Annotated in this window: 22 protein-coding genes and 1 pseudogene; 13 read left to right on the top strand and 10 right to left on the bottom strand. The window is 69.3% G+C overall.

The annotated features are described in order from the left end of the window. Window positions 1–69 precede the first annotated feature (69 nt). Complete coding sequence (gene fasR / locus ACIBK0_RS00915) at window positions 70–1,275, bottom strand: fatty acid biosynthesis transcriptional regulator FasR (RefSeq protein WP_399074185.1); 1,206 nt, start codon at window positions 1,273–1,275, stop codon at window positions 70–72. 95 nt (window positions 1,276–1,370) lie between these two features. Between fasR and ACIBK0_RS00910 the strand changes: the two genes are divergently transcribed. After that, window positions 1,371–2,027, top strand: a complete 657-nt coding sequence (locus ACIBK0_RS00910; protein WP_399075086.1) for a pirin family protein — start codon at window positions 1,371–1,373, stop codon at window positions 2,025–2,027. A gap of 33 nt (window positions 2,028–2,060) precedes the next feature. Here ACIBK0_RS00910 and ACIBK0_RS00905 read toward each other — a convergent pair whose 3' ends face one another. Further along, on the bottom strand, window positions 2,061–2,657 hold the full coding sequence (locus ACIBK0_RS00905; RefSeq protein WP_399074183.1) for a TetR/AcrR family transcriptional regulator: 597 nt from the start codon (window positions 2,655–2,657) through the stop codon (window positions 2,061–2,063). A gap of 97 nt (window positions 2,658–2,754) precedes the next feature. On the opposite strand from ACIBK0_RS00905, the gene ACIBK0_RS00900 reads away from it, so the two are divergent. Beyond that, a complete protein-coding gene (locus tag ACIBK0_RS00900; protein ID WP_399074181.1) occupies window positions 2,755–3,576 on the top strand; it encodes an NAD(P)H-binding protein in 822 nt (273 codons plus the stop codon). Between the two features lie 134 nt (window positions 3,577–3,710). Here the strand turns inward: ACIBK0_RS00900 and ACIBK0_RS00895 are convergent, their stop codons facing one another. Together ACIBK0_RS00895 and ACIBK0_RS00890 are read right to left on the bottom strand one after the other, a co-directional pair. After that, window positions 3,711–4,532, bottom strand: a complete 822-nt coding sequence (locus ACIBK0_RS00895; protein ID WP_399074179.1) for a serine hydrolase domain-containing protein — start codon at window positions 4,530–4,532, stop codon at window positions 3,711–3,713. 19 nt (window positions 4,533–4,551) lie between these two features. Next, on the bottom strand, window positions 4,552–5,022 hold the full coding sequence (locus ACIBK0_RS00890; RefSeq protein WP_399074177.1) for a GNAT family N-acetyltransferase: 471 nt from the start codon (window positions 5,020–5,022) through the stop codon (window positions 4,552–4,554). 96 nt (window positions 5,023–5,118) lie between these two features. On the opposite strand from ACIBK0_RS00890, the gene ACIBK0_RS00885 reads away from it, so the two are divergent. Further along, complete coding sequence (locus tag ACIBK0_RS00885) at window positions 5,119–5,604, top strand: MerR family transcriptional regulator (protein WP_399074175.1); 486 nt, start codon at window positions 5,119–5,121, stop codon at window positions 5,602–5,604. Continuing rightward, window positions 5,604–5,913, top strand: a pseudogene (locus ACIBK0_RS00880) (aldo/keto reductase); the annotation flags it as partial. The gene ACIBK0_RS00885 and the pseudogene ACIBK0_RS00880, both read left to right, overlap by 1 nt. Before the next feature lie 122 nt (window positions 5,914–6,035). On the opposite strand, the gene ACIBK0_RS00875 reads toward ACIBK0_RS00880, so the two are convergent. The 3 genes from ACIBK0_RS00875 to ACIBK0_RS00865 all read right to left on the bottom strand — a co-directional run bounded on the left by ACIBK0_RS00875 (window position 6,036) and on the right by ACIBK0_RS00865 (window position 9,044). Then, complete coding sequence (locus tag ACIBK0_RS00875; RefSeq protein WP_399075083.1) at window positions 6,036–6,899, bottom strand: DUF4429 domain-containing protein; 864 nt, start codon at window positions 6,897–6,899, stop codon at window positions 6,036–6,038. 66 nt (window positions 6,900–6,965) lie between these two features. Continuing rightward, on the bottom strand, window positions 6,966–8,174 hold the full coding sequence (locus tag ACIBK0_RS00870) for an alpha/beta hydrolase (protein ID WP_399074173.1): 1,209 nt from the start codon (window positions 8,172–8,174) through the stop codon (window positions 6,966–6,968). 201 nt (window positions 8,175–8,375) lie between these two features. After that, a complete protein-coding gene (locus ACIBK0_RS00865) occupies window positions 8,376–9,044 on the bottom strand; it encodes a TetR family transcriptional regulator (RefSeq protein ID WP_399074172.1) in 669 nt (222 codons plus the stop codon). Between the two features lie 114 nt (window positions 9,045–9,158). Between ACIBK0_RS00865 and ACIBK0_RS00860 the strand changes: the two genes are divergently transcribed. Together ACIBK0_RS00860 and ACIBK0_RS00855 are read left to right on the top strand one after the other, a co-directional pair. Continuing rightward, window positions 9,159–10,781 carry an MFS transporter gene (locus ACIBK0_RS00860; RefSeq protein ID WP_399074170.1) on the top strand — a complete coding sequence of 541 codons (1,623 nt, stop codon included), beginning with the start codon at window positions 9,159–9,161 and terminating at the stop codon, window positions 10,779–10,781. 253 nt (window positions 10,782–11,034) lie between these two features. Next, window positions 11,035–11,343, top strand: coding sequence for a small hydrophobic protein (locus ACIBK0_RS00855; protein WP_399074168.1), 309 nt, complete (start codon window positions 11,035–11,037; stop codon window positions 11,341–11,343). A gap of 389 nt (window positions 11,344–11,732) precedes the next feature. On the opposite strand, the gene ACIBK0_RS00850 is transcribed toward ACIBK0_RS00855, so the two are convergent. Both ACIBK0_RS00850 and aceE read right to left on the bottom strand, forming a co-directional pair. Next, on the bottom strand, window positions 11,733–12,512 hold the full coding sequence (locus ACIBK0_RS00850; RefSeq protein ID WP_399074166.1) for a potassium channel family protein: 780 nt from the start codon (window positions 12,510–12,512) through the stop codon (window positions 11,733–11,735). A 99-nt stretch (window positions 12,513–12,611) separates the two neighbouring features. Beyond that, window positions 12,612–15,344, bottom strand: a complete 2,733-nt coding sequence (aceE, locus tag ACIBK0_RS00845; protein WP_399074164.1) for a pyruvate dehydrogenase (acetyl-transferring), homodimeric type — start codon at window positions 15,342–15,344, stop codon at window positions 12,612–12,614. A gap of 424 nt (window positions 15,345–15,768) precedes the next feature. On the opposite strand from aceE, the gene ACIBK0_RS00840 reads away from it, so the two are divergent. The 6 genes from ACIBK0_RS00840 to ACIBK0_RS00815 all read left to right on the top strand — a co-directional run bounded on the left by ACIBK0_RS00840 (window position 15,769) and on the right by ACIBK0_RS00815 (window position 20,359). Continuing rightward, complete coding sequence (locus ACIBK0_RS00840; protein ID WP_399074162.1) at window positions 15,769–16,197, top strand: DUF3052 domain-containing protein; 429 nt, start codon at window positions 15,769–15,771, stop codon at window positions 16,195–16,197. A 210-nt stretch (window positions 16,198–16,407) separates the two neighbouring features. After that, complete coding sequence (locus ACIBK0_RS00835) at window positions 16,408–16,866, top strand: peroxiredoxin (protein WP_189185454.1); 459 nt, start codon at window positions 16,408–16,410, stop codon at window positions 16,864–16,866. Window positions 16,867–16,979: 113 nt separating this feature from the next. Further along, window positions 16,980–17,555, top strand: coding sequence for a TerD family protein (locus tag ACIBK0_RS00830; RefSeq protein ID WP_399074160.1), 576 nt, complete (start codon window positions 16,980–16,982; stop codon window positions 17,553–17,555). Between the two features lie 100 nt (window positions 17,556–17,655). Then, window positions 17,656–18,231: a TerD family protein gene (locus ACIBK0_RS00825; protein WP_399075081.1), complete on the top strand. Its 576-nt coding sequence runs from the start codon at window positions 17,656–17,658 to the stop codon at window positions 18,229–18,231. Between the two features lie 110 nt (window positions 18,232–18,341). Next, window positions 18,342–19,490 carry a DUF475 domain-containing protein gene (locus ACIBK0_RS00820; protein ID WP_399074158.1) on the top strand — a complete coding sequence of 383 codons (1,149 nt, stop codon included), beginning with the start codon at window positions 18,342–18,344 and terminating at the stop codon, window positions 19,488–19,490. Window positions 19,491–19,621: 131 nt separating this feature from the next. Beyond that, the gene (locus tag ACIBK0_RS00815) at window positions 19,622–20,359 is read left to right on the top strand and encodes a Tellurium resistance (protein WP_399074156.1); all 738 of its coding nucleotides are present in this window, start codon (window positions 19,622–19,624) and stop codon (window positions 20,357–20,359) included. A 113-nt stretch (window positions 20,360–20,472) separates the two neighbouring features. Here the strand turns inward: ACIBK0_RS00815 and ACIBK0_RS00810 are convergent, their stop codons facing one another. Further along, window positions 20,473–21,363: a TerD family protein gene (locus tag ACIBK0_RS00810; protein WP_399074154.1), complete on the bottom strand. Its 891-nt coding sequence runs from the start codon at window positions 21,361–21,363 to the stop codon at window positions 20,473–20,475. Between the two features lie 180 nt (window positions 21,364–21,543). On the opposite strand from ACIBK0_RS00810, the gene ACIBK0_RS00805 reads away from it, so the two are divergent. After that, window positions 21,544–22,713 carry an HpcH/HpaI aldolase/citrate lyase family protein gene (locus tag ACIBK0_RS00805; protein ID WP_399074152.1) on the top strand — a complete coding sequence of 390 codons (1,170 nt, stop codon included), beginning with the start codon at window positions 21,544–21,546 and terminating at the stop codon, window positions 22,711–22,713. The last annotated feature ends 12 nt before the right edge of the window (window positions 22,714–22,725 follow it).

Genomic DNA, 22,725 nt, shown 5'->3' with positions numbered 1-22,725 from the left:
ACGGCCACGGCCGCCCGTGGGGACAGGGACGAAGAACACGAGGGGGAATTGTAGGTCCCCGACAAAAGGCTAGGTTTGGGGATCTCCATCGGCCAGACGTCCCAGGATCAGCGCGATCCGCAGCGTGAACGCGGAGCGTACATCCGAAGGCGACCAGCCGGTGACGTCAGTCACACGTCGGAGCCGGTAGCGCACGGTGTTGGGATGGACGAACAGCATCCGGGCCGCGCCTTCGAGGCTGCTCGCCTGTTCCAGATAGACGCTGAGCGTCTCCAGGAGCGCGGAGCCGGCCTCCTCCAGCGGTCTGTAGATCTCCTCCACCAGCTGCTCGCGGGCGGACGGGTCTCCGGCGATCGCGCGTTCCGGCAGCAGATCGTCCGCCAGAACCGGCCTCGGGGCGTCCTGCCAGGCGAAACACGCCTTGAGTCCGGCGGCGGCGGCCTGCGCGGACCGGGTCGCGGCGAGCAGATCGGGCACGATCGGCCCGGCGACGACGGGCCCGGCGGCGTACGGGCCGATCAGCGACTTGGCGACGGCGAGCGGGTTGTCGTTGCCGCCCGCGATGACGACGAGCCGATCGCCGAGCACACCGGTCAGTACCTGCAGCTTGGCGTGCCGGGCGGCCCGCCGGATCGCCTCGACCGTCAGCTCGCTGTCACCGTCGGGCGCCGTACCCAGCACCACGCAGACATGTTCGGGAGAATTCCAGCCGAGGGCCGCGGCCCGGGAGACGGCACCCTCATCGGCCTCACCGGAGAGCACCGCGTTCACGACGAGCGATTCGAGCCGGGCGTCCCAGGCACCCCGTGCCTCCGCCGCCTGCGCGTACACCTGGGCGGTGGCGAAGGCGATCTCGCGGGCGTACACGAGCAGGGCCTCGCGCAGCACGGACTCGTCACCGGGAGCGGCGACCTCGTCGATCGCGCTCTCCATGACCTCGATGGTGGTGCGCACCATCTCGACGGTCTGGCGCAGGGTAATGGCCCTGGTCAGCTCGCGGGGAGCGGTCCCGAACACATCGGTGGAGATGGCCTGCGGGGCGTCGGGGTGCCGGAACCACTCGGTGAAGGCCGCGATACCGGCCTGGGCGACGAGACCGATCCAGGAACGGTTCTCCGGGGGCATGGCCCGGTACCACGGCAGCGTCTCGTCCATCCGCGCGATGGCCTGGGCGGCGAGACTGCCGGACGACTTCTCCAGCCGCTTCAGGGTCGCGGAGTGCGCGTGGATGGCATGCGCTGGGCGTTCGGTATTGCTGGATTCGGGTTCGGGCACGGGACAAGACTGCCTTATCAGGACGGAGGTGTGCGGCGGCGGGTCGCAAGTAAGCGCGGGGAGGGCGCCCGGCCGGGGCTACGGTGGTGGACGTGATGGACGTCCGCCGCGCCGACGAGCGCTACCGCGGAGGGGACCCGGCGGCCGGGATCTCCTCGCTCCACGCCTTTTCCTTCGGCCCGCACTACGACCCTGACAACCTCCGCTTCGGCGTGGTGATCGCCTGCAACGAGGAGTGGCTCGCGCCGGGCGCGGGCTTCGACGAGCATCCGCACAGCCACACCGAGATCATCACGTGGGTGGTGGAGGGTGAGCTGACCCACCGGGACTCGGCCGGCCACGAGTCGGTGGTCCGCCCCGGCGATGTCCAGCGCCTCAGCTCGGCGAACGGCGTCCGCCACGTGGAGCGCAACGACGGCTCGGAGCCGCTCGCCTTCGTGCAGATGTGGCTGGCCCCGCTGGAGCCGGGCGGCGACCCGTCGTACGAGATCGTCCACGGCATCGCGGACTCCACTCCGTACGCGGTCCCCGAGGCGGGCGCCATGCTCCACGTACGCCGTCTGACGGCGGGGGAGCGGACGGCGGTGCCCGACGCGCCCTTCGTGTACGTCCATTGCGTCCGCGGTGAAGTCCGCCTGGACGGCGAGGAGCTGGGACCGGGCGACGCGGCCCGCATCACGGAGGCGAAGGACCTGGAGGCGCTGGCGGGTTCACCGGCGGAGCTGCTGCTGTGGGAGATGACGACGGGCTGACGCGACGTCACCTCTCCGATCCCGTCCGGTGTCTCAGCACCCCAGGCTGTCGAGTTCGCGCGTGAGGCGGGCTCCCTCGCGGGCCATGATCTCCGGGTCGCGCAGGGCGTTGGAGAGCAGCGACATGCCCTGGTAGGCGCCGACCAGCGCCAGCGCGTGGCCCTCGGGGTCGGCCACGCCGATCTGGCGGTACTGCGCCTCCACCCACTCCAGCAGCAGGCGGATGACCCGGCCGGCCGTGAGGTCGAGGCCGCCCTCGGCCCGTTTGTCGAGCTCCGCGGCGAGGGTGCCGGTGGGGCAGCCGTAGCGGGCCGCGGTGTCCCGCTGGGAGACCCATGCGTCGACGAGTCCCTTGAGGCGTTCGCGCGGGTCGGCGAGCTGATCGAGCCGGCCGGTGAGGGTCTCGAGGTGGGAGGCGTGCTCGGAGAGGGCGGCCTCGACGAGCTCGTCCTTGGTCTTGAAGTAGTAGTACACGTTGCCCGCCGGGACCTCGGCGGCGCGGGCGATGTCGGCGATGGTCGTGCGCTCCACGCCCTGCTCGTGCAGGACCCGGGCGGCGGCCGCCGTCAGCTGCCGCCGCTTGCCGGCCGCCTTCGCCCGAGTGCCCCCGGGTTCTTTTGAGTCAGTCACCCGACTGACTATAGACAGCCGAGGGTCGGACCGTGCTAGCGTCCTGCTCAACGGAGTTAGTCAGTCAGCTAACTTACTTGGATCCGGGGAGATCGACATGTTCGTAGTGACAGGGGCGACGGGGAACGTCGGGCAGGCGCTGGTGCGGATGCTCACCGAGGCCCGGCTGCCGGTGACGGCGGTGGCCCGGCACATCACCGGGGCCGATGTGCCGCCGGGAGTCCGCGCGGTGGCCGCCGACCTGGCCGAGCCGACCGGCCTCGGGGCCGCCTTCGAAGGCGGTGAGGCACTGTTCCTCCTGGTGGCGGGAGAGGACCCGCACGGCATCCTGGACGCGGCCAAGACCGCCGGGATCCGCAAGGTGGTGCTGCTGTCCTCACAGGGCACGGCGACCCGCCCGGAGGCGTACCGGCACCCGGGCCGGTTCGAGGAGGCGGTACGGGAGTCCGGGCTGGACTGGACGGTCCTGAGGTCGGGCGGGATGGACACCAACGCCTTCGCGTGGGCCGAGTCGATCCGCACCGGGCGGGTGGCCGCGGCACCGTTCGGCGAGGTCGGCCTGCCTTTCGTCGACCCCGACGACGTGGCCGCGGTCGCCGCCGCGGCCCTGCGGCAGGACGCTCATCTCGGGGCCACGTACACCCTGACCGGTCCCGCGGCGACCACACCGCGCGAGCGGGCGGCCGCGATCGCGACGGCCCTGGGCGAACCGGTGCGCTTCACCGAGCAGACCCGCGAGGAGGCCCACGCGCTGATGGCACGCTTCATGCCGCTGCCCGTGGTCGAGGGCACCCTCGCCATCCTGGGCGAGCCGACCGAGGACGAGCGGCGGGTCAGCTCCGACGTCGAGCGCGTCCTGGGCCGGGAGCCGGGCAGCTTCGCGGCGTGGGCGGCGCGCAACGCCGGGGCTTTCCGGTGACGGTGCGGGGCGTCGTCACCGCGGGCTGAACCGATGTTCCTCGCCCCCTCCGCCCCTGCCCGTCCCGCTCCCGGGGGCTGCGCCCCCGGACCCCCCTAAAAGAAAGACTGCGCAGTTCCCCGCGCCCCTGAACCTCAGCCCCGCAGCTCCGTCAGTATGGCATCCGTGAACGGGGTCCACGCCTCCACCGCCCAGGGGCCGAACGCCCGATCGGTCAGCGCGACACACGCGGCGCCCGCGTCCGGGTCGATCCACAGGAACGTACCGGACTGCCCGAAGTGCCCGAAGGTCCGTGGTGAGGACGAACTCCCCGTCCAGTGGGGCGATTTGGAGTCGCGGATCTCGAAGCCGAGGCCCCAGTCGTTGGGGTTCTGGTGCCCGTACCCCGGCAGGACGCCCTTCGTGCCGGGGTATTGAACGGTCATCGCCTCGGCGACGGTACGTGGGTCCAGGAGCCGCGGCGCCTGCACCTCGGCGGCGAACCGTACGAGGTCGTCGGCCGTCGAGACGCCGTCCTTGGCGGGCGAGCCGTCGAGTGTGGTCGAGGTCATGCCGAGCGGCTGCAGCACCGCCTGGCGCAGATACTCCGCGAAGGGAATGTCCGTCGCCTTGGCGATGTGGTCCCCGAGTACCTCGAACCCGGCGTTCGAGTACAGCCGCCGCTCCCCGGGCGCGGACGTCACCCGGTGCTCGTCGAAGGCGAGCCCGGAGGTGTGCGCGAGGAGATGACGGACCGTCGAACCGGCAGGACCCGCCGGCTCGTCGAGCTCGATCGCTCCCTCCTCGTACGCGACGAGCGCGGCGTACGCGGCGAGCGGCTTGGTGACGGAGGCGAGCGGGAAGCGATGTGTCACGGGCCCATGGGTCCCGAGCACCGTGCCGTCCGCGCGGACGACGGCCGCCGCGGCCTTGGGAACGGGCCAGCTCTCGATCAGCGTCAGGCTGTGCAAGGACATGCGTACGAGCCTAAGCGGCTCAGAGGTTCAGTCGCATCGAGGGGTCGGGCTTGCGCACGAATCCGAGGGAGGCGTAGAGCGGCTCGGCCTCGGCGGACGCGTTCAGGTCGACCTGGGCCACGCCCCGCTCGCGGAACCAGTCGAGGAGTGTCTCCATGCAGGCGCGGGCGTAGCCGCGGCGCCGCGCGTCCGGATCGGTGGCGACGCTGAAGACGTGGCCCACCGCGCCGTGCGGATTGCCCGCCCGCCCGATCCGGTACTCCAGGGTCCCGGCGACGAGCGCCGCGAGCGCGTCCGGCCGGTCGGGGTGGTCGACGACGAAGGCCGCGAAGTTCCCGTCGGGTTCGGCGAGCTTGCCGCGTATGGTCGGCAGTGACTCCGCATGCCACTCGGCGGAGCCGTCGGCGGCGAAGACCGAATCGATCATCACCTGACGCAGCCGCAGCACTTCCTCGGCGTCCTCGGGCACGGCACGGCGTACGAGACTCATGATCCGCACGGTAGCCACCGCGGCCGGGCGGCGTCTCCGGAATTTCCCCGGATTCCGCTTGCTTCGAGTGCACTCCAAGGTTTTAGCGTGGGGGTCATGACGGTGATGGAGACCACGGCCGAGGCCACCGAGACCGGCACCAGGACCAGGACCGACCTCTGCGCGGCGCCGCCCGACCGGCACCGGCGCCCGGACGGCCAGGACAACTACACGATCAGCGAGGTCGTCGCCTTCACCGGCCTCACCGCGCACACCCTGCGCTGGTACGAGCGCATCGGCCTGATGCCGCACATCGACCGCTCGCACACCGGCCAGCGCCGCTACAGCAACCGTGACCTGGACTGGCTGAGCCTCGTCGGCAAGCTCCGGCTGACCGGGATGCCGGTCGCCGACATGGTGCGGTACGCGGAACTGGTGCGCGAGGGCGACCAGACCTACGCCGCGCGCTACGAACTCCTGGAGGCGACCCGCCGGGACGTCAAGGCCCGGATCGCCGAGCTCCAGGACACGCTCGCGGTGCTCGACCACAAGATCAGCTTCTATGCGGACGCCGGGCGGGCCCTGGCGTCGGAAAGGCCGTGATGACGGACAGCGAGACCTCGACGGTACGGCTCGGCGCAGGGGGCCCCGAGGTCGGCGTGCAGGGACTCGGCTGCATGGGCATGAGCTGGGCGTACGGCCCCTAGGACGCGGACGAGTCCCGGGCCACCCTGGAGCGGGCGCTGGAGCTGGGCGTCACGCTCTACGACACCGCGGAGGGCCACGGCGGCGGCGAGAACGAGAAGTTCCTGTCGCCGTTCTTCAAGGTGCACCGGGACGAGGTCGTGATCGCGACGAAGTACGGTCAGGGTCCCGGCGGGCGACCTGACCAAGCGGATCATCCGCAACGACCCCTGAAAGGGGCGCGGGGAACTGCGCGATCAACCTCCACGCACCCGCAGCCGAAAGGCTGGTCGGGACGGGCAGGGGAGGAGGGGGCGAATCCACGTCCTGGCAGCACCCCCCGGCTGCCCTCACAACTCCGCCAGCAGCTCCGCCTTCTTGGACGTGAACTCCTCGTCCGTCACCAGCCCCGCCTCGTGCAACTCCCCGAGATGCCGGATCCGTTCGGCGATGTCGGCCGGATCGCGGCGCGGCGCGGCGGCCGTGGGCGGCGCCCCGGAGCCGGAGGCGCGCACCGCGGAGAGAACGGCGGCCGCGAACGGCAGCGACTCGTGCACCGGCCCGTAGCCGAGCCCGAAGACGACCGCCGCCGGATCCTGATCGGCCTGGGCGGGCTGCGCAGGCGCCGACTGACGGCGCAGCAGCCGCAGATGGCCCTCGAAGACCTCGGGAGAGCGCCACTCGACCCCGCTGAGATCGGCGACCGGGAAACTCTGGTCGCCGGCCTTCCACTTCGCGGAGGAGGCACCCGTCCAGAACCACCGGAAGGCCACCGACTTGCCGTCGAAGGACGCCTTCCCGTCGTACGCCTTGAACTGCAGCGGCGCCTCGGGAGGGCTCACCAGGTAGCGCTCGGCGGGCTCGTCGTCCTCGGCGAGCTGCCCGCGCAGCTCGTCCGCGTAGTACTCGGCGAGCGTCTCGCGCTCGGCGGGCAGCACGAGCCGATACGGATCGCACCCCTCCTTGAGCTGCCCCGCGGCCGCCTCCATCAGCGGATCGGCACCCGCTCGGGGCACGGCACGCAGAACGACCGTGCCACGCTTCCCCGGCGTCAGCGTCACCGCCGCGATCGCCTCCAGGGGGATGCGGCGTTCGCCGAGCGCCTGGAACAGCTTCGGTGTCCGGATCCCCCGTTCGAAGCGGATGAGCACGGAGTCGGACTCGAACTCCCAGGCGGCATGAAATCCGGCCAGTACGTCACCCATGCGGGCCATCGTATGCGGCACGCAAGCCTCCGTCGCCTCCCTGGGCGGACCGCAGTTTTTCGCTCTCTACGCGCGTCAGCCCGACACGGTGCCGGACAAACCCGTCCGGCACGCGTCATCGTCGCGCGCGCACGTCACCGCGCGGTACGCACCAATGCCGATCTCCGCGAAGTTGCGGAGACTCTCCGTACCCGGCTCGAAATAGCCGGTGTGACCCTTCGAGTCCTTCGCCGACAGGACCCGCGCCCCGAATGCCTTCGACACCGGGTCGGCGCCGTGTCCGAGCCCTCCGACCTCCAGATTCGGTACGTCCGCGATCCAGTCGTCGGAGTCCCGCATCGCCCAGACCTGGGCCGAGGTGTGCAGACCCGACGCCTTGTCGGCACGCATGCCGGGGCTGCCCGCCACCGCTATGTCGGAGACCCGGGAAGGCAGCGCATGGGCGGCGACCCCGCACAGGACCGAGCCGTAGCTGTGGCAGTACAGCGCCACCGGCGAGTTCCCCGGCAGCGCCCGCAGCAGCGCGTTCAGCCGGACCCCGCCCTCCTCGGCGCGCATGGCGGTGGCCGCGTCCATGCCGAGCCCGCTGGGTGCCGTGTAGTCGGCCCACGCGATCACGGCCGTACGCGTGCTCGGATCCGCCGCGCGTTCCGCCGCGTACAGCGAACGCGCCATGCCGACGGGCGCCGAGTACGGCTTGTTGGTGCGCTGGAAGTTGAGCAGATCGGTGTCGACGCCGGGCACCACGACCGAGATCCGCCGGGCCTTGTCGAGGCTGCCGAAGACCTCGGCGATCCGCCCCGTCCCCATGGGGTCGAAGGCGAGGATCTTGCGGCCCTTGTGCAGCAGCGCCTCGTATCGGTGCATGCGTCGGCCCGCCTCGTTCTGACCGAGGGCCGAGAGCCGGTTGTCGTGCATGCGTTTGCGCTCGACCTTGCGCTGTTGGTCCAGGGCGATGCGGTTCGCCTTGTAGCGCAGCGTCACGGGCGCGCCGTTCATGTTGCCGACCGCGAGCGGGTAGCGGTGGGCGAGCCGGGAGCGCTGGTGGGCGTCGAGCGTGGCGAAGAAGCGGGCCAGTCGGCCGGGCGTGGAGTCCACGTCCGGGAGCCGGTGTCCGGCGAGGCTGCCGTGCTCCCACGCCGAGCGTGACGCTTGGAGCGGCGTCGCTGCCCGATGGCTGTTCAGCGCGGTCCAGCCACCGGTGGCCAGCATCACGAACACCACGGCCAGCGCGAGCAATGCGCGCCAAACGCTGAGTTGGGGGGATGGGTCGAAGGAAGTCACTGAGAGGACACCCTAGGAGAAGTGAGGTGCCTCCCGTTAAACGAGTGAGCGGTATCACGTTTCTGGTGGGGTAATTGGGTCAAAGCGGGTTCAGTTTGAGTTAAATGGTGACGCTCCGTGTGCGTCAACGATCATTCGGTGCGCCGCTTTTCCCTGTCCGCATTCCCCTGTCCGCTCGGTGGTCGCCGCTCCCGACGGTGGTCACTCCGTACGCCACTTCTCCGCCAGTGCGGGCCCCACGTGATCGAGATAGGAGGCGGTCAGCTCGCGTATCGCCTCGACGCTGCTGTCCTCGCCCGCGCCCCACAACCGGCCCGTGACGCGCATCACCCCGCCGAACACGGCCACCGCGACACGCGGTCGCGGGTCCGCGTCCACGTCGAGGCCTTCCCGTTCGGCGATCACCCGTGCGATCTCCTCCTCCAGCTCGGCGGAGCGGCGCAGATGGACGGCGAGCAGCGCGGGCGTCGCCTCGATCAACCGGAAGGTGCGCATGTGCAGTTCGATCGGGACGACGGCGTCGACCGCCTCGCCGATGGTGTCCCAGCCCTCCAGGACGGCCAGCCGCAACGCCTCCAACGGGGCTTCGTGGGGCGGGCGTTCGCGCACGGCGGCGAGGAAGTGCGACTCCGCGATCCGCTGGCTGAAGAGGGCGACGTCCTCCTTGCCCGCGAAGTAGCGGAAGAAGGTGCGCTGGGATACGTCGACGGCCTCGGCGATCTCGTCGACGGTCGTCTGCTCGTATCCCTTGGTGGTGAACAGTTCGAGGGCGGCCCGCAGCAGCGCGTCGCGGGTGCGCTGCTTCTTGCGTTCGCGCAGCCCCGGGCGTGGCGCCGCCTCTGCCGCCTCTGCCGTGTCCGCGATGTCCATGGGTCCTCTCCTGTGAACCGTTCGCCCGGTTCAGCCTATCCGTGAGTGACGTGACAGTTACCGACTTGTGATTTGGTTTGTCAACTGTCAGTGACTGTCACTAACCTCGAAAGCATGACTAGTCAGACCACCATCGACACGACGGGTTCGGGGGACAAGACACCGCTCGCCCTGTCGGATCAGGCCCCCGCCAAGGGGCTGCGCGGCCATCCGTGGTTCACCCTCATCACTGTGGCCGTCGGGGTCATGATGGTGGCCCTGGACGGCACCATCGTGGCCATCGCCAACCCCGCCATCCAGAAGGACCTCGGCGCGAGCTTCGCCGACGTCCAGTGGATCACCAACGGCTACTTCCTCGCCCTCGCGGTCACACTGATCACGGCGGGCAAGCTCGGCGACAGGTTCGGGCACCGGCAGACCTTCCTCATCGGCGTGGTCGGCTTCGCCGCCGCCTCCGGCGCCATCGGCCTGTCCGACAGCATCGCCCTCGTGGTCACCTTCCGCGTATTCCAGGGTCTGTTCGGCGCGCTGCTGATGCCGGCCGCGCTCGGCCTGCTGCGGGCCACCTTCCCGGCCGAGAAGCTGAACATGGCGATCGGCATCTGGGGCATGGTCATCGGCGCCTCCACCGCGGGCGGCCCCATCCTCGGCGGCCTGCTGGTCCAGCACGTCAGCTGGCAGTCGGTGTTCTTCATCAATGTGCCCGTCGGCGTCATCGCGCTGGTCCTCGGCGTACTGATCCTCACCGACCACCGCGCCGAGAACGCGCCGCGCTCCTTCGACATCCTGGGCATCGCCCTGCTCTCCGGTGCCATGTTCTGCCTGGTCTGGGCGCTCATCAAGGCCCCGACCTGGGGCTGGGGCGACGCGCTGACGTGGACCTTCCTGGGCGCCTCGGTGCTGGGCTTCGCGCTCTTCGCCTTCTGGGAGACCAAGGTGCGCGAGCCGCTCGTCCCGCTCGCGCTCTTCCGCTCCGTGGCGCTGTCGGCGGGCGTCGTGCTCATGGTCCTGATGGCAATCGCCTTCATGGGCGGCCTGTTCTTCGTGACCTTCTACCTGCAGAACGTGCACGGCATGAGCCCGGTCGACGCCGGTCTGCACCTGCTGCCCCTCACCGGAATGATGATCGTGGGCTCGCCGCTGGCCGGTGCCCTGATCACCAAGTCGGGCCCGCGCATCCCGCTGGCCGGCGGCATGGCCCTCACCGCGATCGCCATGTTCGGCATGTCCACACTGAAGACGGACACGGGCAGCGGCATCATGTCGCTCTGGTTCGCCCTGCTCGGCCTCGGCCTCGCGCCGGTCATGGTCGGCGCGACCGAAGTCATCGTGGGCAACGCGCCGATGGAGCTCTCCGGTGTCGCCGGCGGTCTCCAGCAGGCCGCCATGCAGATCGGCGGCAGCCTCGGTACGGCGGTGCTGGGCGCCGTGATGGCCTCCAAGGTCGACGGCGATCTCGCGGGCAACTGGGCCGACGCCAAGCTGCCGCCGCTCACCCCGGCCCAGCTCGGCCAGGCCTCCGAGGCGGTTCAGGTGGGCGCCGCGCCGGTCACCAAGGACACGCCGGCCGCGATCGCCGCGCAGATCACCGACGTCGCGCACGACACCTTCATCTCCGGCATGAGCCTGGCGTGTCTCGTCGCCGCCGGGGTCGCCGTCGTGGCCGTCTTCGTCGCGATGCTCACCAAGCGGGGCGACAACGCGGAGGCCGCGGGGGCGGGGGCCGGGCACATCTGACGGCCCGTTCTTTGTTCAGCTTTTCGCCCTTTCGCCTATCAGGGTGACTGAGCCGAAGATCCCTCCCACGCGGGGCGCGCCGCAGTTCACAGTGGGTCAAGTCCTCCGTACGGCATCTGCGGCGTGGAGGACGGCCGGAGCTGCGGCGCGCTGCCGGAGGGGGGCAGCGCGTGTGCAGGTCTGAAGGCGAGGAACGGGGGTACCCGGCGCATCGACCCGAACCGACCGAAAGGTCAAGGGAGTTCAGGAGTTGATGATGGCGGGCTTCGGACACGGCACGCGCAGGTACCCCCGTTCACGTGGCCGTATGAGGTCACGGACCGGGCCGGATCGCGCGACCCTGGGCATCATCGGCCTCGTCTGCGCGATCGCCGGCTTCTTCACGCTGAGCATCATCCTCGGCCCACTGGCGATCGTCTGCGGCTGGCTGTCAATGGGCCGCCGCTGGACGGGCTCCCGCCCGTTGCCGGCCCTCATCGCCCTGATTCTGGGCGCGCTGGACACGCTCCTGGCCATCATCTGGCTGGCCGGCTCGACGGGCGCGGGCAACGGCTGGCTCTGACCGCGGCCATGCACGCGGCCGCGGGCGCGTGCTACCGCTGTCAGCCGCTACCGCTGTGGACCATCGTCCCGCGGGGCGGGACGGCTGGGCACAGCCGCCGGCGCCGGGTGCCATTGCAACAAAGGCCCCCGGCACCGGGGCTGGGCTCGCGGGAGGTCGCGCAGCCCGGCGCCGTACGGGGTGCCGCTGTGCCCACCCGTGCCGCCCCCGGCGGCACGCCTGCCCACAGCTACGACGGCTGAGACGGCACCAGCGCCTACAGCTACGACGGCTGGGACCGTGGCCGGCGCCCACAGCTACGACGACGGCTGGGACCGTGCCCGGCGCCCACAGCCACGACGGGGACGGCGCCCGGCTGCGACGGCTGGGATGGTGCCGAGCGCCCGCGGCTAGCGGGAGTGTTCCTCCGCAGCCTCCGGTACCGGGAGTGGCACTCCTGGAGGCGTCCCGCCGGACAGCGCGGCGACCTCCGCGCGCAGTGCACGTACTTCCTCCGTGAGGGCCTCGATCGCGGCGGTCTGCCGGCGTTCCTCCACGTCGTCCTTGTCGAACCGGGAGATGAACCACGCGGCGATGTTCGCGGTGACGACACCGAGGAGGGCGATGCCGGAGAGCATGAGCCCGACCGCGAGCATGCGGCCCAGACCGGTCGTCGGCGCGTGATCCCCGTACCCCACCGTCGTCATGGTCGTGAACGACCACCACACCGCGTCGCCCAGCGTCTTGATGTTCCCGTTCGGCGAGTCCCGCTCCACGGACAGCACCGCCAGCGAGCCGAACATCAGCAGCCCGATCACCGCGCCCCCGACATACGTCGTCAGCCGGATCTGCGAGGCCATCCGTGCCCGCCGTCCCACCAGCATCAGCGTGGAGACCAGACGCAGCAGCCGCAGCGGTTGCAGGATCGGCAGGATCACCGCGCACAGGTCCAGCCAGTGGGTGCGGACGAAGTCCCGCCGCTGCCGGGCCAGCGTGAGCCGTACGAGGTAGTCGGCGGCGAACGACCCCCACACCGTCCACTCCACCACCGTGCACGTGAGCGTCAGCGAACGGCTCGCGTCGCTGTCCACGATCGGCACGGCGTACGCGAGGGCGAAGGCCACCGCGAGCGCGAGCAGAGGCCGCTGGGTGTGCAGCTCCCAACGGGCCTGTGCCGATTCATCCTTCATGCCCGCATCGTAGAAAGAAAGCGGAGTGCCCGGAGACCCGACGACGGAGGGGCGGCGGGGCCTCATGACCCCGCCGCCCCTCACCCGTCGTACGTATGTCTACGCGTCGCCGCCCGCCGCGCCCGGGTCGGCCGCCGCCACCTCGAGCAGCTGGTAGCGGTCGATCGCCTGCTTCAGCACCGAGCGGTCGACCTTGCCCTCGCGCGCGAGCTCGGTGAGCACCGCGACCACGATCGACTGCGCGTCGATGTGGAAGAAGCGCCGGGCCGCGCCTCGCGTGTCCGCGAAGCCGAAGCCGTCCGCGCCGAGGGACTGGTAAGTCCCCGGCACCCATCGCGAGATCTGGTCCGGAACCGATCGCATCCAGTCGGAGACGGCCACGAACGGACCCTGGACCGCGGACAGCTTCTGCGTCACGTACGGGACGCGCTGCTCCTCCTCCGGGTGCAGCAGATTGTGCCGCTCCACCTCGACGGCCTCGCGCCGCAGCTCGTTCCAGGAGGTCGCCGACCAGACGTCCGCCCTGACGTTCCACTCCTCCGCGAGGATCTTCTGCGCCTCGATCGCCCACGGGACGGCGACACCGGACGCCATGATCTGCGCCGGGATCGATCCCGACGTGCCCTCGCTGAAGCGGTGGAGGCCCTTCAGGATGCCTTCCACGTCGACGTCCGACGGTTCGGCCGGGTGCTGGATCGGCTCGTTGTAGACGGTGAGGTAGTAGAAGACGTCTTCCGAGTCCGGACCGTACATCCGGCGCAGACCGTCCTGGACGATGTGCGCGATCTCGAAGCCGAACGCCGGGTCGTACGCGACACAGCCCGGGTTCGTCGAGGCGAGCAGTTGCGAGTGCCCGTCCGCGTGCTGGAGGCCCTCACCGGTCAGCGTCGTACGGCCGGCGGTCGCGCCGAGCACGAAACCGCGCGCCAGCTGGTCGGCCATCTGCCAGAACTGGTCGCCGGTGCGCTGGAAACCGAACATCGAGTAGAAGACGTAGACCGGGATCAGCGGCTCGCCGTGGGTGGCGTACGCCGAACCCGCGGCGATCAGCGAGGCCGTGCAGCCCGCCTCCGAGATGCCGTCGTGCAGCATCTGGCCGGTCGGCGACTCCTTGTAGGCGAGGAGCAGCTCGCGGTCCACGGACTCGTACTGCTGGCCGAGCGGGTTGTAGATCTTCGCGCTCGGGAAGAACGAGTCCATGCCGAAGGTGCGGTACTCGTCGGGCGCGATCAGCACGAAGCGCTTGCCGATCTCCTTGTCCCGCATGAGGTCCTTGAGGAGACGCACAAAGGCCATGGTCGTGGCGATGGACTGCTGACCCGAGCCCTTCTTCACGCTCGCGTACGTCCTGTCGTCCGGAAGGGCGAGCGGCTTCGACCGCACGACGCGCGTCGGGACGTACCCGCCGCACCCCTTGCGGCGGTCGTGCATGTACTGGATCTCCTCCGAGTCGCGGCCCGGGTGGTAGTACGGCGGCAGGCCGTCTTCCAGCTGCTTGTCGGTGATCGGCAGGTGCAGGCGGTCGCGGAAGCCCTTGAGGTCGGCGACCGTCAGCTTCTTCATCTGGTGCGTGGCGTTGCGGCCCTCGAAGTTCGGGCCGAGGGTCCAGCCCTTGACCGTCTGCGCCAGGATCACCGTCGGCTGGCCCCGGTGCTCCTTGGCCGCCGAGAACGCCGCGTAGATCTTCTTGTGGTCGTGACCGCCGCGGCCCAGGTGCAGGATCTGGTCGTCGGTCATGTTCTCGACCATGGCGCGCAGCCGGTGGTCGTCACCGAAGAAGTGCTGGCGGATGTACGCGCCGGTCTCGGTGGCGTAGGTCTGGAACTGTCCGTCGGGCGTGATGTTCAGCTTGTTGACGAGGATGCCGTCGCGGTCCTGGGCGAGCAGCGGGTCCCAACTGCGGTCCCAGACCAGCTTGATGACGTTCCATCCGGCGCCCCGGAACTGCGACTCCAGCTCCTGGATGATCTTGCCGTTGCCGCGCACCGGGCCGTCGAGGCGCTGGAGGTTGCAGTTGACCACGAAGGTCAGGTTGTCCAGGCCTTCGCGCGCCGCGATCGACAGCTGGCCGAGCGACTCCGGCTCGTCCATCTCGCCGTCGCCGAGGAAGGCCCACACGTGGGACTTGGAGGTGTCCGCGATGCCACGCGCCTCCATGTACCGGTTCATCCGTGCCTGGAAGATCGCGCCGAGCGGGCCAAGGCCCATCGAGACGGTCGGGAACTCCCAGAAGTCCGGCATCGATCGCGGGTGCGGGTACGAGGACAGGCCGTACGGCGCCTTCGACTTCTCCTGGCGGAACGCGTCGAGCTGCTGCTCGGAGAGCCGGTCGAGGAGGAACGCGCGGGCGTAGATACCGGGCGACGCGTGTCCCTGGAAGAAGATCTGGTCGCCGCCGTCGCCCTCGTCCTTGCCCCGGAAGAAGTGGTTGAAGCCCACGTCGTAGAGCGAGGCGGAGGACGCGAAGGTCGCGATGTGGCCGCCGACCCCGATGCCGGGGCGCTGGGCCCTGGACACCATCACGGCCGCGTTCCAGCGGGTCGCGTTGAGGATCTTGCGCTCGATCTCCTCGTTGCCCGGGAAGAACGGCTCGTCCTTGGTGGCGATCGTGTTGACGTAGTCGGTGCTGCGCATCTCCGGCACGGCCACGCGCTTCTCGCGGGCCCGCTCGATGAGCCGCAGCATCAGATAGCGGGCCCGCTCACGGCCGCGCTGGTCGACGGCGGCGTCGAGGGAGTCGAGCCACTCCTGAGTCTCCTCAGGGTCGAAGTCCGGGACCTGGCTGGGAAGGCCGCCAATGATGATCGGGTTGCGATCGGATCCGGAAGCCACGCTGTTCCTTCGCTGTCAGAGGGCCACTTTGCTTTATGTCTGCACCGTTCCCCATCGTGTACCTAGGGGGCGGAATCGTCATCTCTACTACGGGGTAACCGAGACATTTCTGCAGACCGTTGGGACGGGCCCGACCAAAACGTAACGATACGCTGCACTCCATGACGCGTTCCGCAAAGTCGTTCGGGTCTCGTACGCTCCAAGGGTTCCGAAATTCACAAATCGGGCAGAAAGGTGTGGTGTGCGTCACGAAGCGTCGCGATTCCATGCCTGGAGTTGCGGCGACACCGCCGGGATCGTCACCGTTTCGGCGGTCTCGACGGCCGGGTACTTGCGCGATCCGTCCCGCCCGTGTGGACTACGGCCAATGCTTCGCGCACGCGCGTGGCTGTACATCTACCGAAACACAATCAGGAGGCAAGCCGTGAGCGCGACCGCGGACCACGCGGAGGAGCGGACCAACCCGGCCGCCAGGCTGGGGTTCGAGCCCGGACAGGTGGTCCAGGAGATCGGCTTCGACGACGACGTTGACCACGAGCTCCGTGAAAGCATCGAATCGCAGATCGGCCAGGATCTGGTCGACGAGGACTACGACGACGTCGCCGACGTCGTGCTGCTGTGGTTCCGCGACGAGGACGGCGATCTCACGGACTCCCTGGTGGACGCCATCGGTCTCCTTGAGGACGGCGGCAATGTCTGGCTGCTGACCCCGAAGACCGGCCGGGACGGTTACGTCGAGCCCAGCGACATCAGCGATGCCGCACAGACCGCCGGACTCTCCCAGACGAAGAGCATCTCCGTGGGCAAGGAGTGGTCGGGCACGCGCCTGGCCACGCCGAAGTCGAAGCGCTGACGCTCCGCTGGGTCGGCCTGGGGATCTCCGGGGGCTCCCGCCCCCGACCCCCCGGGCAGTCGGCCTGAAGGGCCTCGTCCTCGAACGCCGGGCGGGCTGAGTTTTCTCAGCCCGCCCGGCGTTTCTGCGTCGGCCTCCCGCAGGGGGCGCGGTGATCGCTGCGTACGCTGGTCTCACCCGAACAGCCCCCTGGAAGGGAAGCGTGTGACTATGGCGATCGAGGTCGGCACCAAGGCCCCGGACTTCGAGCTCAAGGACAACCACGGAGCCACCGTGAAGCTGTCCGACTTCCGCGGTGAGAAGAACGTGGTGCTGCTCTTCTACCCCTTCGCTTTCACCGGCGTGTGCACGGGCGAGCTGTGCTCCCTGCGCGACAACCTGCCGCAGTTCACCGACCGGGACACCCAGCTGCTGGCCGTCTCCAACGACTCCATCCACACGCTGCGCGTCTTCGCCGAGCAGGAGGACCTGGAGTATCCGCTGCTGTCCGACTTCTGGCCGCACGGCAACATTTCGCGCGCGTACGGCGTCTTCGACGAGGACAAGGGCTGCGCGGTGCGTGGCACGTTCATCATCGACAAGGAGGGCGTGGTCCGCTGGACCGTCGTCAACGGTCTGCCGGACGCTCGTGACCTGAATGAGTACGTCAAGGCGCTCGACACCCTGTGATTCTTCGGTTCCAAGCCCTGCGGGGTGCGGGAACCCGTCACTAGGATCGACACGTTGATCCGATACCAACGCACTACGGGGCTTCCCGCCCCCGGACACTATTGGGAGGACTCGTGGGAGTCAGCCTCAGCAAGGGCGGCAATGTTTCGCTGTCGAAGGAGGCCCCGGGACTGACCGCGGTCATCGTCGGTCTGGGATGGGACGCCCGAACCACCACCGGCGTGGACTTCGACCTCGACGCAAGCGCCATCCTCACGAACGTGGACGGCAAGGTCAGCACCGACCAGAACTTCGTGTTCTTCAACAATCTGAAGAGCCCGGACGGTTCGGTCGAGCACACCGGGGACAACATCACCGGTGAGGGCGAGGGCGACGACGAGCAGATCAAGGTCAACCTCGCCGCCGTTCCCGCCGACGTCCAGAAGATCGTGTTCCCGGTCTCCATCTACGACGCCGAGAACCGCCAGCAGTCCTTCGGGCAGGTCCGCAACGCGTTCATCCGCGTGGTGAACCAGGCCGGAGAGGCGGAGATCGCGCGCTACGACCTCTCCGAGGACGCCTCGACGGAGACCGCGATGGTCTTCGGCGAGCTCTATCGCAACGGTGCGGAGTGGAAGTTCCGCGCCATCGGCCAGGGCTACGCCTCGGGCCTGCGCGGCATCGCGCAGGACTTCGGCGTGAACGTCTGAGTCAGCGGCCTTCGGCCCACCCGTCCGGCGCCGCACCCTTCACGTGCGGCGCCGGACGTGCTCGACAACTGAAAGCATGACCTCGGGGAGGACCAGCATCATGGGCGTCACGCTCGCCAAGGGGGGCAATGTCTCCCTCTCGAAGGCCGCACCGAACCTCACGCAGGTGATGATCGGGCTCGGCTGGGACGCACGCTCGACCACCGGAGCCGACTTCGACCTCGACGCCAGCGCGCTGCTGTGCAACGGGGGCCGGGTGCTCGGGGACGAGTGGTTCATCTTCTACAACCAGCTCAAGAGCCCGGACGGCTCGGTGGAGCACACCGGTGACAACCTCACGGGTGAGGGCGAGGGCGACGACGAGTCGATCCTGATCGACCTGGCCAAGGTGCCGGCCAACGTGGACAAGATCGTCTTTCCGGTCTCCATCCATGACGCCGACAACCGCGGTCAGACCTTCGGCCAGGTCAGCAACGCCTTCATCCGCGTCGTCAATCAGGCCGACGGCCAGGAGCTGGCCCGCTACGACCTCTCCGAGGACGCCTCCACGGAAACGGCGATGATCTTCGGCGAGGTCTACCGTTACAACACCGAGTGGAAGTTCCGCGCGGTCGGTCAGGGGTACGCGTCCGGCCTGCGGGGCATCGCCCTCGACTTCGGGGTCAATGTTTCCTAGGCCCACCCACGCCAGCCGAAGGGGCAGCCCTCTAGACTTCGTGGTCAACAGTAGGTAAAGCCGAGTACGGCGCGGGGGAGACCCGTACATACACGATGATTGGGTAGCCAGTGCTTCTGAAAACCTTCGGCTGGTCGTTTGCGGTCACCGCGCTCGGCTTGGTCGCAGCGGCGTTCTACGGGGGGTGGACCGCCTTTGGCATCGTGGCGATCCTGGCCGTCCTGGAGATCTCGCTGTCCTTCGACAACGCGGTGGTCAACGCCGGAATCCTGAAGAAGATGAGTGCCTTCTGGCAGAAGATCTTCCTCACGGTCGGTGTCCTGATCGCCGTCTTCGGTATGCGGCTGGTGTTCCCCGTCGTGATCGTTGCCGTCACCGCCAAGATCGGCCCGATCGACGCGGTCGATCTCGCGCTGAACAACAAGGACCACTACCAGGAACTCGTCACCGACGCCCACCCGGCGATCGCCGCCTTCGGTGGCATGTTCCTGCTGATGATCTTCCTCGACTTCATCTTCGAGGACCGGGACATCCAGTGGCTGCGCTGGATCGAGCGGCCGCTGGCCAAGCTCGGCAAGGTCGACATGCTGGCGGTCTGCATCGCCCTGGTCGTCCTGCTGATCACCTCGTTCACCTTCGCGGCCCACGCCCACCAGCACGGCGGGGCGCACGTCGACAAGGCGCAGACGGTGCTGATCGCCGGCATCGCGGGTCTGATCACGTACATGGTCGTCGGCGGACTCTCCGGCTACTTCGAGGACAAGCTCGAGGAAGAGGAAGAGCGGGAGCACGAGGAAGAGGAGGAGGCCGAGCGGACCGGCAAGAAGAAGCCGGCCATCATCCTCGCCGGCCAGGCCGCGTTCTTCATGTTCCTCTACCTGGAAGTGCTGGACGCGTCCTTCTCCTTCGACGGCGTCATCGGTGCCTTCGCCATCACCAACGACATCGTGCTGATGGCGCTCGGCCTCGGCATCGGTGCCATGTACGTCCGGTCGCTCACGGTCTACCTGGTCCGCCAGGGCACCCTGGACGACTACGTGTACCTGGAGCACGGCGCGCACTACGCGATCGGCGCCCTCGCCGTGATCCTCATGGTCACCATCCAGTACCAGATCCACGAGGTCATCACCGGTCTCGTCGGCGTGGTCCTGATCGCCTGGTCCTTCTGGTCGTCCGTGCGCCGCAACAGGGCGCTCGCGGCGGCCGAGGGAAAAGGTGAGGGCTCGGACGAGAAGGCCGAGGTCTCGTCCGGGGTGTGACAGCCCCCTCTCCTGAGGCTCGGTTCACCGGCGTGTGAACCCGGCCCCGTTGAGGAACGCTCTGAGCGGGGCGGCCGTCGAGGACGAGTCCTCACGGCCGCCCCGCCGCATATCGAGAACGTGGGGGCGGAATGGGCATCTGGCAGGACCTGTGGCGCGGGCGCTCGGCGGACTTCGACTCCGGCAGCGCGGCCACCAACTCCATCGAGCTGACCAAGCGGAACCACACGGTCTCGCTCACCAAACAGGGCGCGGCCACCGGCAATCTGCGTATCAACCTGTCCTGGCGGATGCGTACCTCCGACATCGGCGGCCCGCAGCGCGGCAGCCTGCTGCGCCACCCCTTCCGCACCTTCAAGCCGGAAGTGGTCCAGGCGCACACCCAGAGCATGGTCAACGTCGACCTCGACCTGGGCGTCATGTACGAGCTGACGGACGGCACCAAGGGCGTGGTCCAGCCACTCGGCAGCTTCTTCGGCGAACTCAACGCCCCGCCGTATGTGAAGCTCAGCGGCGACGACCGCTTCGGCTCAGGGTCGGGCGAGACGGCCTTCGTCAACCTGGATCACCGCGACGACATCAAACGGCTGCTGGTGTTCGTCTACATCTACGACCAGACCCCCGCCTTCGACCGTACGCACGCCATCATCACGCTCTACCCGAGCAACGGCCCGCGCATCGAGATCGGCCTCGAGGAGCGCCATCCGCAGGCCCGGTCCTGCGCGGTCGTGATGATCCAGAACAACAAGGGCGAGCTGACCGTGCGCCGCGAGGTGAGGTTCGTGTACGGCTTCCAGGCCGAACTCGACCGCCTCTACGGGTGGGGGCTGCAGTGGGGCCGGGGCTACAAGTCGAAGGTGGACCGCTGAACCGCCTGGTCGCGGGCACTCGTGCCGTGGGGACGGCGCCCGTCCCCACGAGAGCGGCATCCTGCGGGCGCCGGAAATCGCCCCGCCCCCCAGCGCACGGGACGGCGCCGGAGCTAACGCCCGATGAACTGCGGCCCCTGCGGCGGCAGCCGGAAGTCCGGGTCGGGACCGGCGCCCACAGCCTGCGGGAAGCCGTACGCGGGCTGGGCGGCCGGCGCGGTCTGGGGCCCGGGGTAGCCGTAGGCCGGCTGACCGGTGGGCTGGGGATAGCCGTACGCCGGCTGGGCGGCAGCCGCGGCCGCCGGAGCCGTCTGCGGCTGCGGATACCCGTACGCGGGCTGCTGCGGCACCGGTGCGGGCTGCTCGGGCGGCAGTGGCACCGAGGTCTCGGGGGCGGCGACGGGCGCCGCCCACGCGGCGGCGTCGGGTGCGGATCCGGTCACGGGCGCGGCGGCGGCCTCCGCCTCGTCGACCGAGATCCCGAAGTCGGTCGCGAGCCCCACCAGACCGTCGGAGTAGCCCTCCCCGAGCGCCCGGAACTTCCAGCCCTCACCGCGCCGGTACAGCTCCCCGCAGATCAGCGCGGTCTCCGCGCCGGTCTCCGGCTTGATGTCGAAGTACGCCAGCGGTTCGCCGTCCGCGACCGTGGCGTCGTACAGCAGGATGCGCAGGGCCCGTACGCGGTCGAAGGTGACGTCGTCCGCCGATGCGACCAGGAGAATCTGTCCGACACCGGACTCGACACCGGCCAAATCCGTCTGGATCGTGTCGGTCAGGCCCTCGGTGACGCGTTTCTTGCCGAGCCGCCAGACCTTGCCGGAGGGGTGGCGGGGCTGGTTGTAGAAGACGAAGTCCTCGTCGGATCGCACACGACCGTCGGGGCCGAGGAGCAGCGCCGAGGCATCGACATCGGGGACACCCTGCCCGGGCGTCCAGCGCAGCACCGCGCGCACCGCTGTGGCGTCCAGCGGGACGTTCGACCCCTTCAGCATCGCGTGCGTCATGCGGTCATCCTGCCCTCTCGGTCCTGGTCACGACAACGCGGGGTCTCCCCGGAACCGGCGACTGTTGGACACGGCCGAGTTACTTGAACTTCATGCCAGGTGGGAACCCCTGACATGGATCCATACGTACTATTACCGGCCACATTGAATCGGGCCGACTAGCCGCCACGGGGGAGTTTTATGCGTCATTTCGGTCACATCGCCCCGGAGGAGCGGCAGCGCCTCTTCTTCCGGGAGCCCGGCGTCTTCACCGCCGACTCGCCGGCCCGGGTGCTCGCGGCGGCCCTCGGGGCCACGCTGTACAGCCCGGCGACCCGGCCTCAGCTGGCCGACGACATCATCAAGCAGGCCGGGCGCGGTGTGGTCTCGATGGTCCTGTGCCTGGAGGACTCGATCGACGACTCGGAGGTCGTGGACGCCGAGGAGAACCTGGTCCGGCAGTTCACCGACCTCGCGGCACGCCTGGACACCGGTGAGGTCCCGCTGCTGTTCGTCCGGGTCCGCTTCCCCGAGCAGATCCCCGACCTCGTCCAGCGCCTCGGTCCCGCCGTCCGGCTGCTGTCCGGATTCGTGATGCCGAAGTTCACCGAGGAGCGCGGCATGCCGTTCCTGGAGGCGCTCGCCGGTGCCGAGGTGGCGAGCGGGCGGCGCCTGTTCGCCATGCCGGTGCTGGAATCGCCCGAGCTGCTGTACCGGGAGTCGCGCGTCGACACCCTCGAGGGCATCTCCCGCGCCGTCGACAAGTACCGCGACCGGGTGCTCGCGCTGCGTCTGGGTGTGACGGACTTCTGCTCCTCTTACGCGCTGCGCAGGGCCCCCGACATGACGGCGTACGACGTCCAGGTCGTCGCCTCCGTGATCGCCGACGTGGTGAACATGCTGGGGCGGGCCGACGGCACCGGCTTCACGGTGACCGGGCCGGTGTGGGAGTACTTCCGGGTCCAGGAGCGCATGTTCAAGCCGCAGCTGCGCCGCAGCCCCTTCCTGGAAGGACAGGCGGAGGAGCTGCGCGAGGCGCTGCTCGAGCACGCCATGGACGGCCTGCTCCGTGAGATCACCCTCGACCAGGCCAACGGACTGCTCGGCAAGACCTGCATCCACCCCTCGCACGTCCTGCCCGTGCACGCGCTGTCCGTCGTCAGCCACGAGGAGTACAGCGACGCACAGGACATTCTGAAGCCCGAGCGTGGCGGCGGGGGTGTGCTGCGGTCGGCGTATACGAACAAAATGAATGAGGTGAAGCCGCATCGCGCCTGGGCCGAGCGCACCCTCCAGCGCGCCGAGGTCTTCGGCGTCGCCCACGAGGACATCGGCTTCGTGGACCTGCTCGCCGCCGGGCTCCCGGCGTGAGCCGGCGCGAAC

It is taken from the genome of Streptomyces sp. NPDC050564 (assembly GCF_044457265.1).
Taxonomy (GTDB): Bacteria; Actinomycetota; Actinomycetes; order Streptomycetales; family Streptomycetaceae; genus Streptomyces.
The sequence above is the reverse complement of the archived record's forward strand: the minus strand, read 5'-3'. Positions and strand labels throughout refer to the sequence as shown.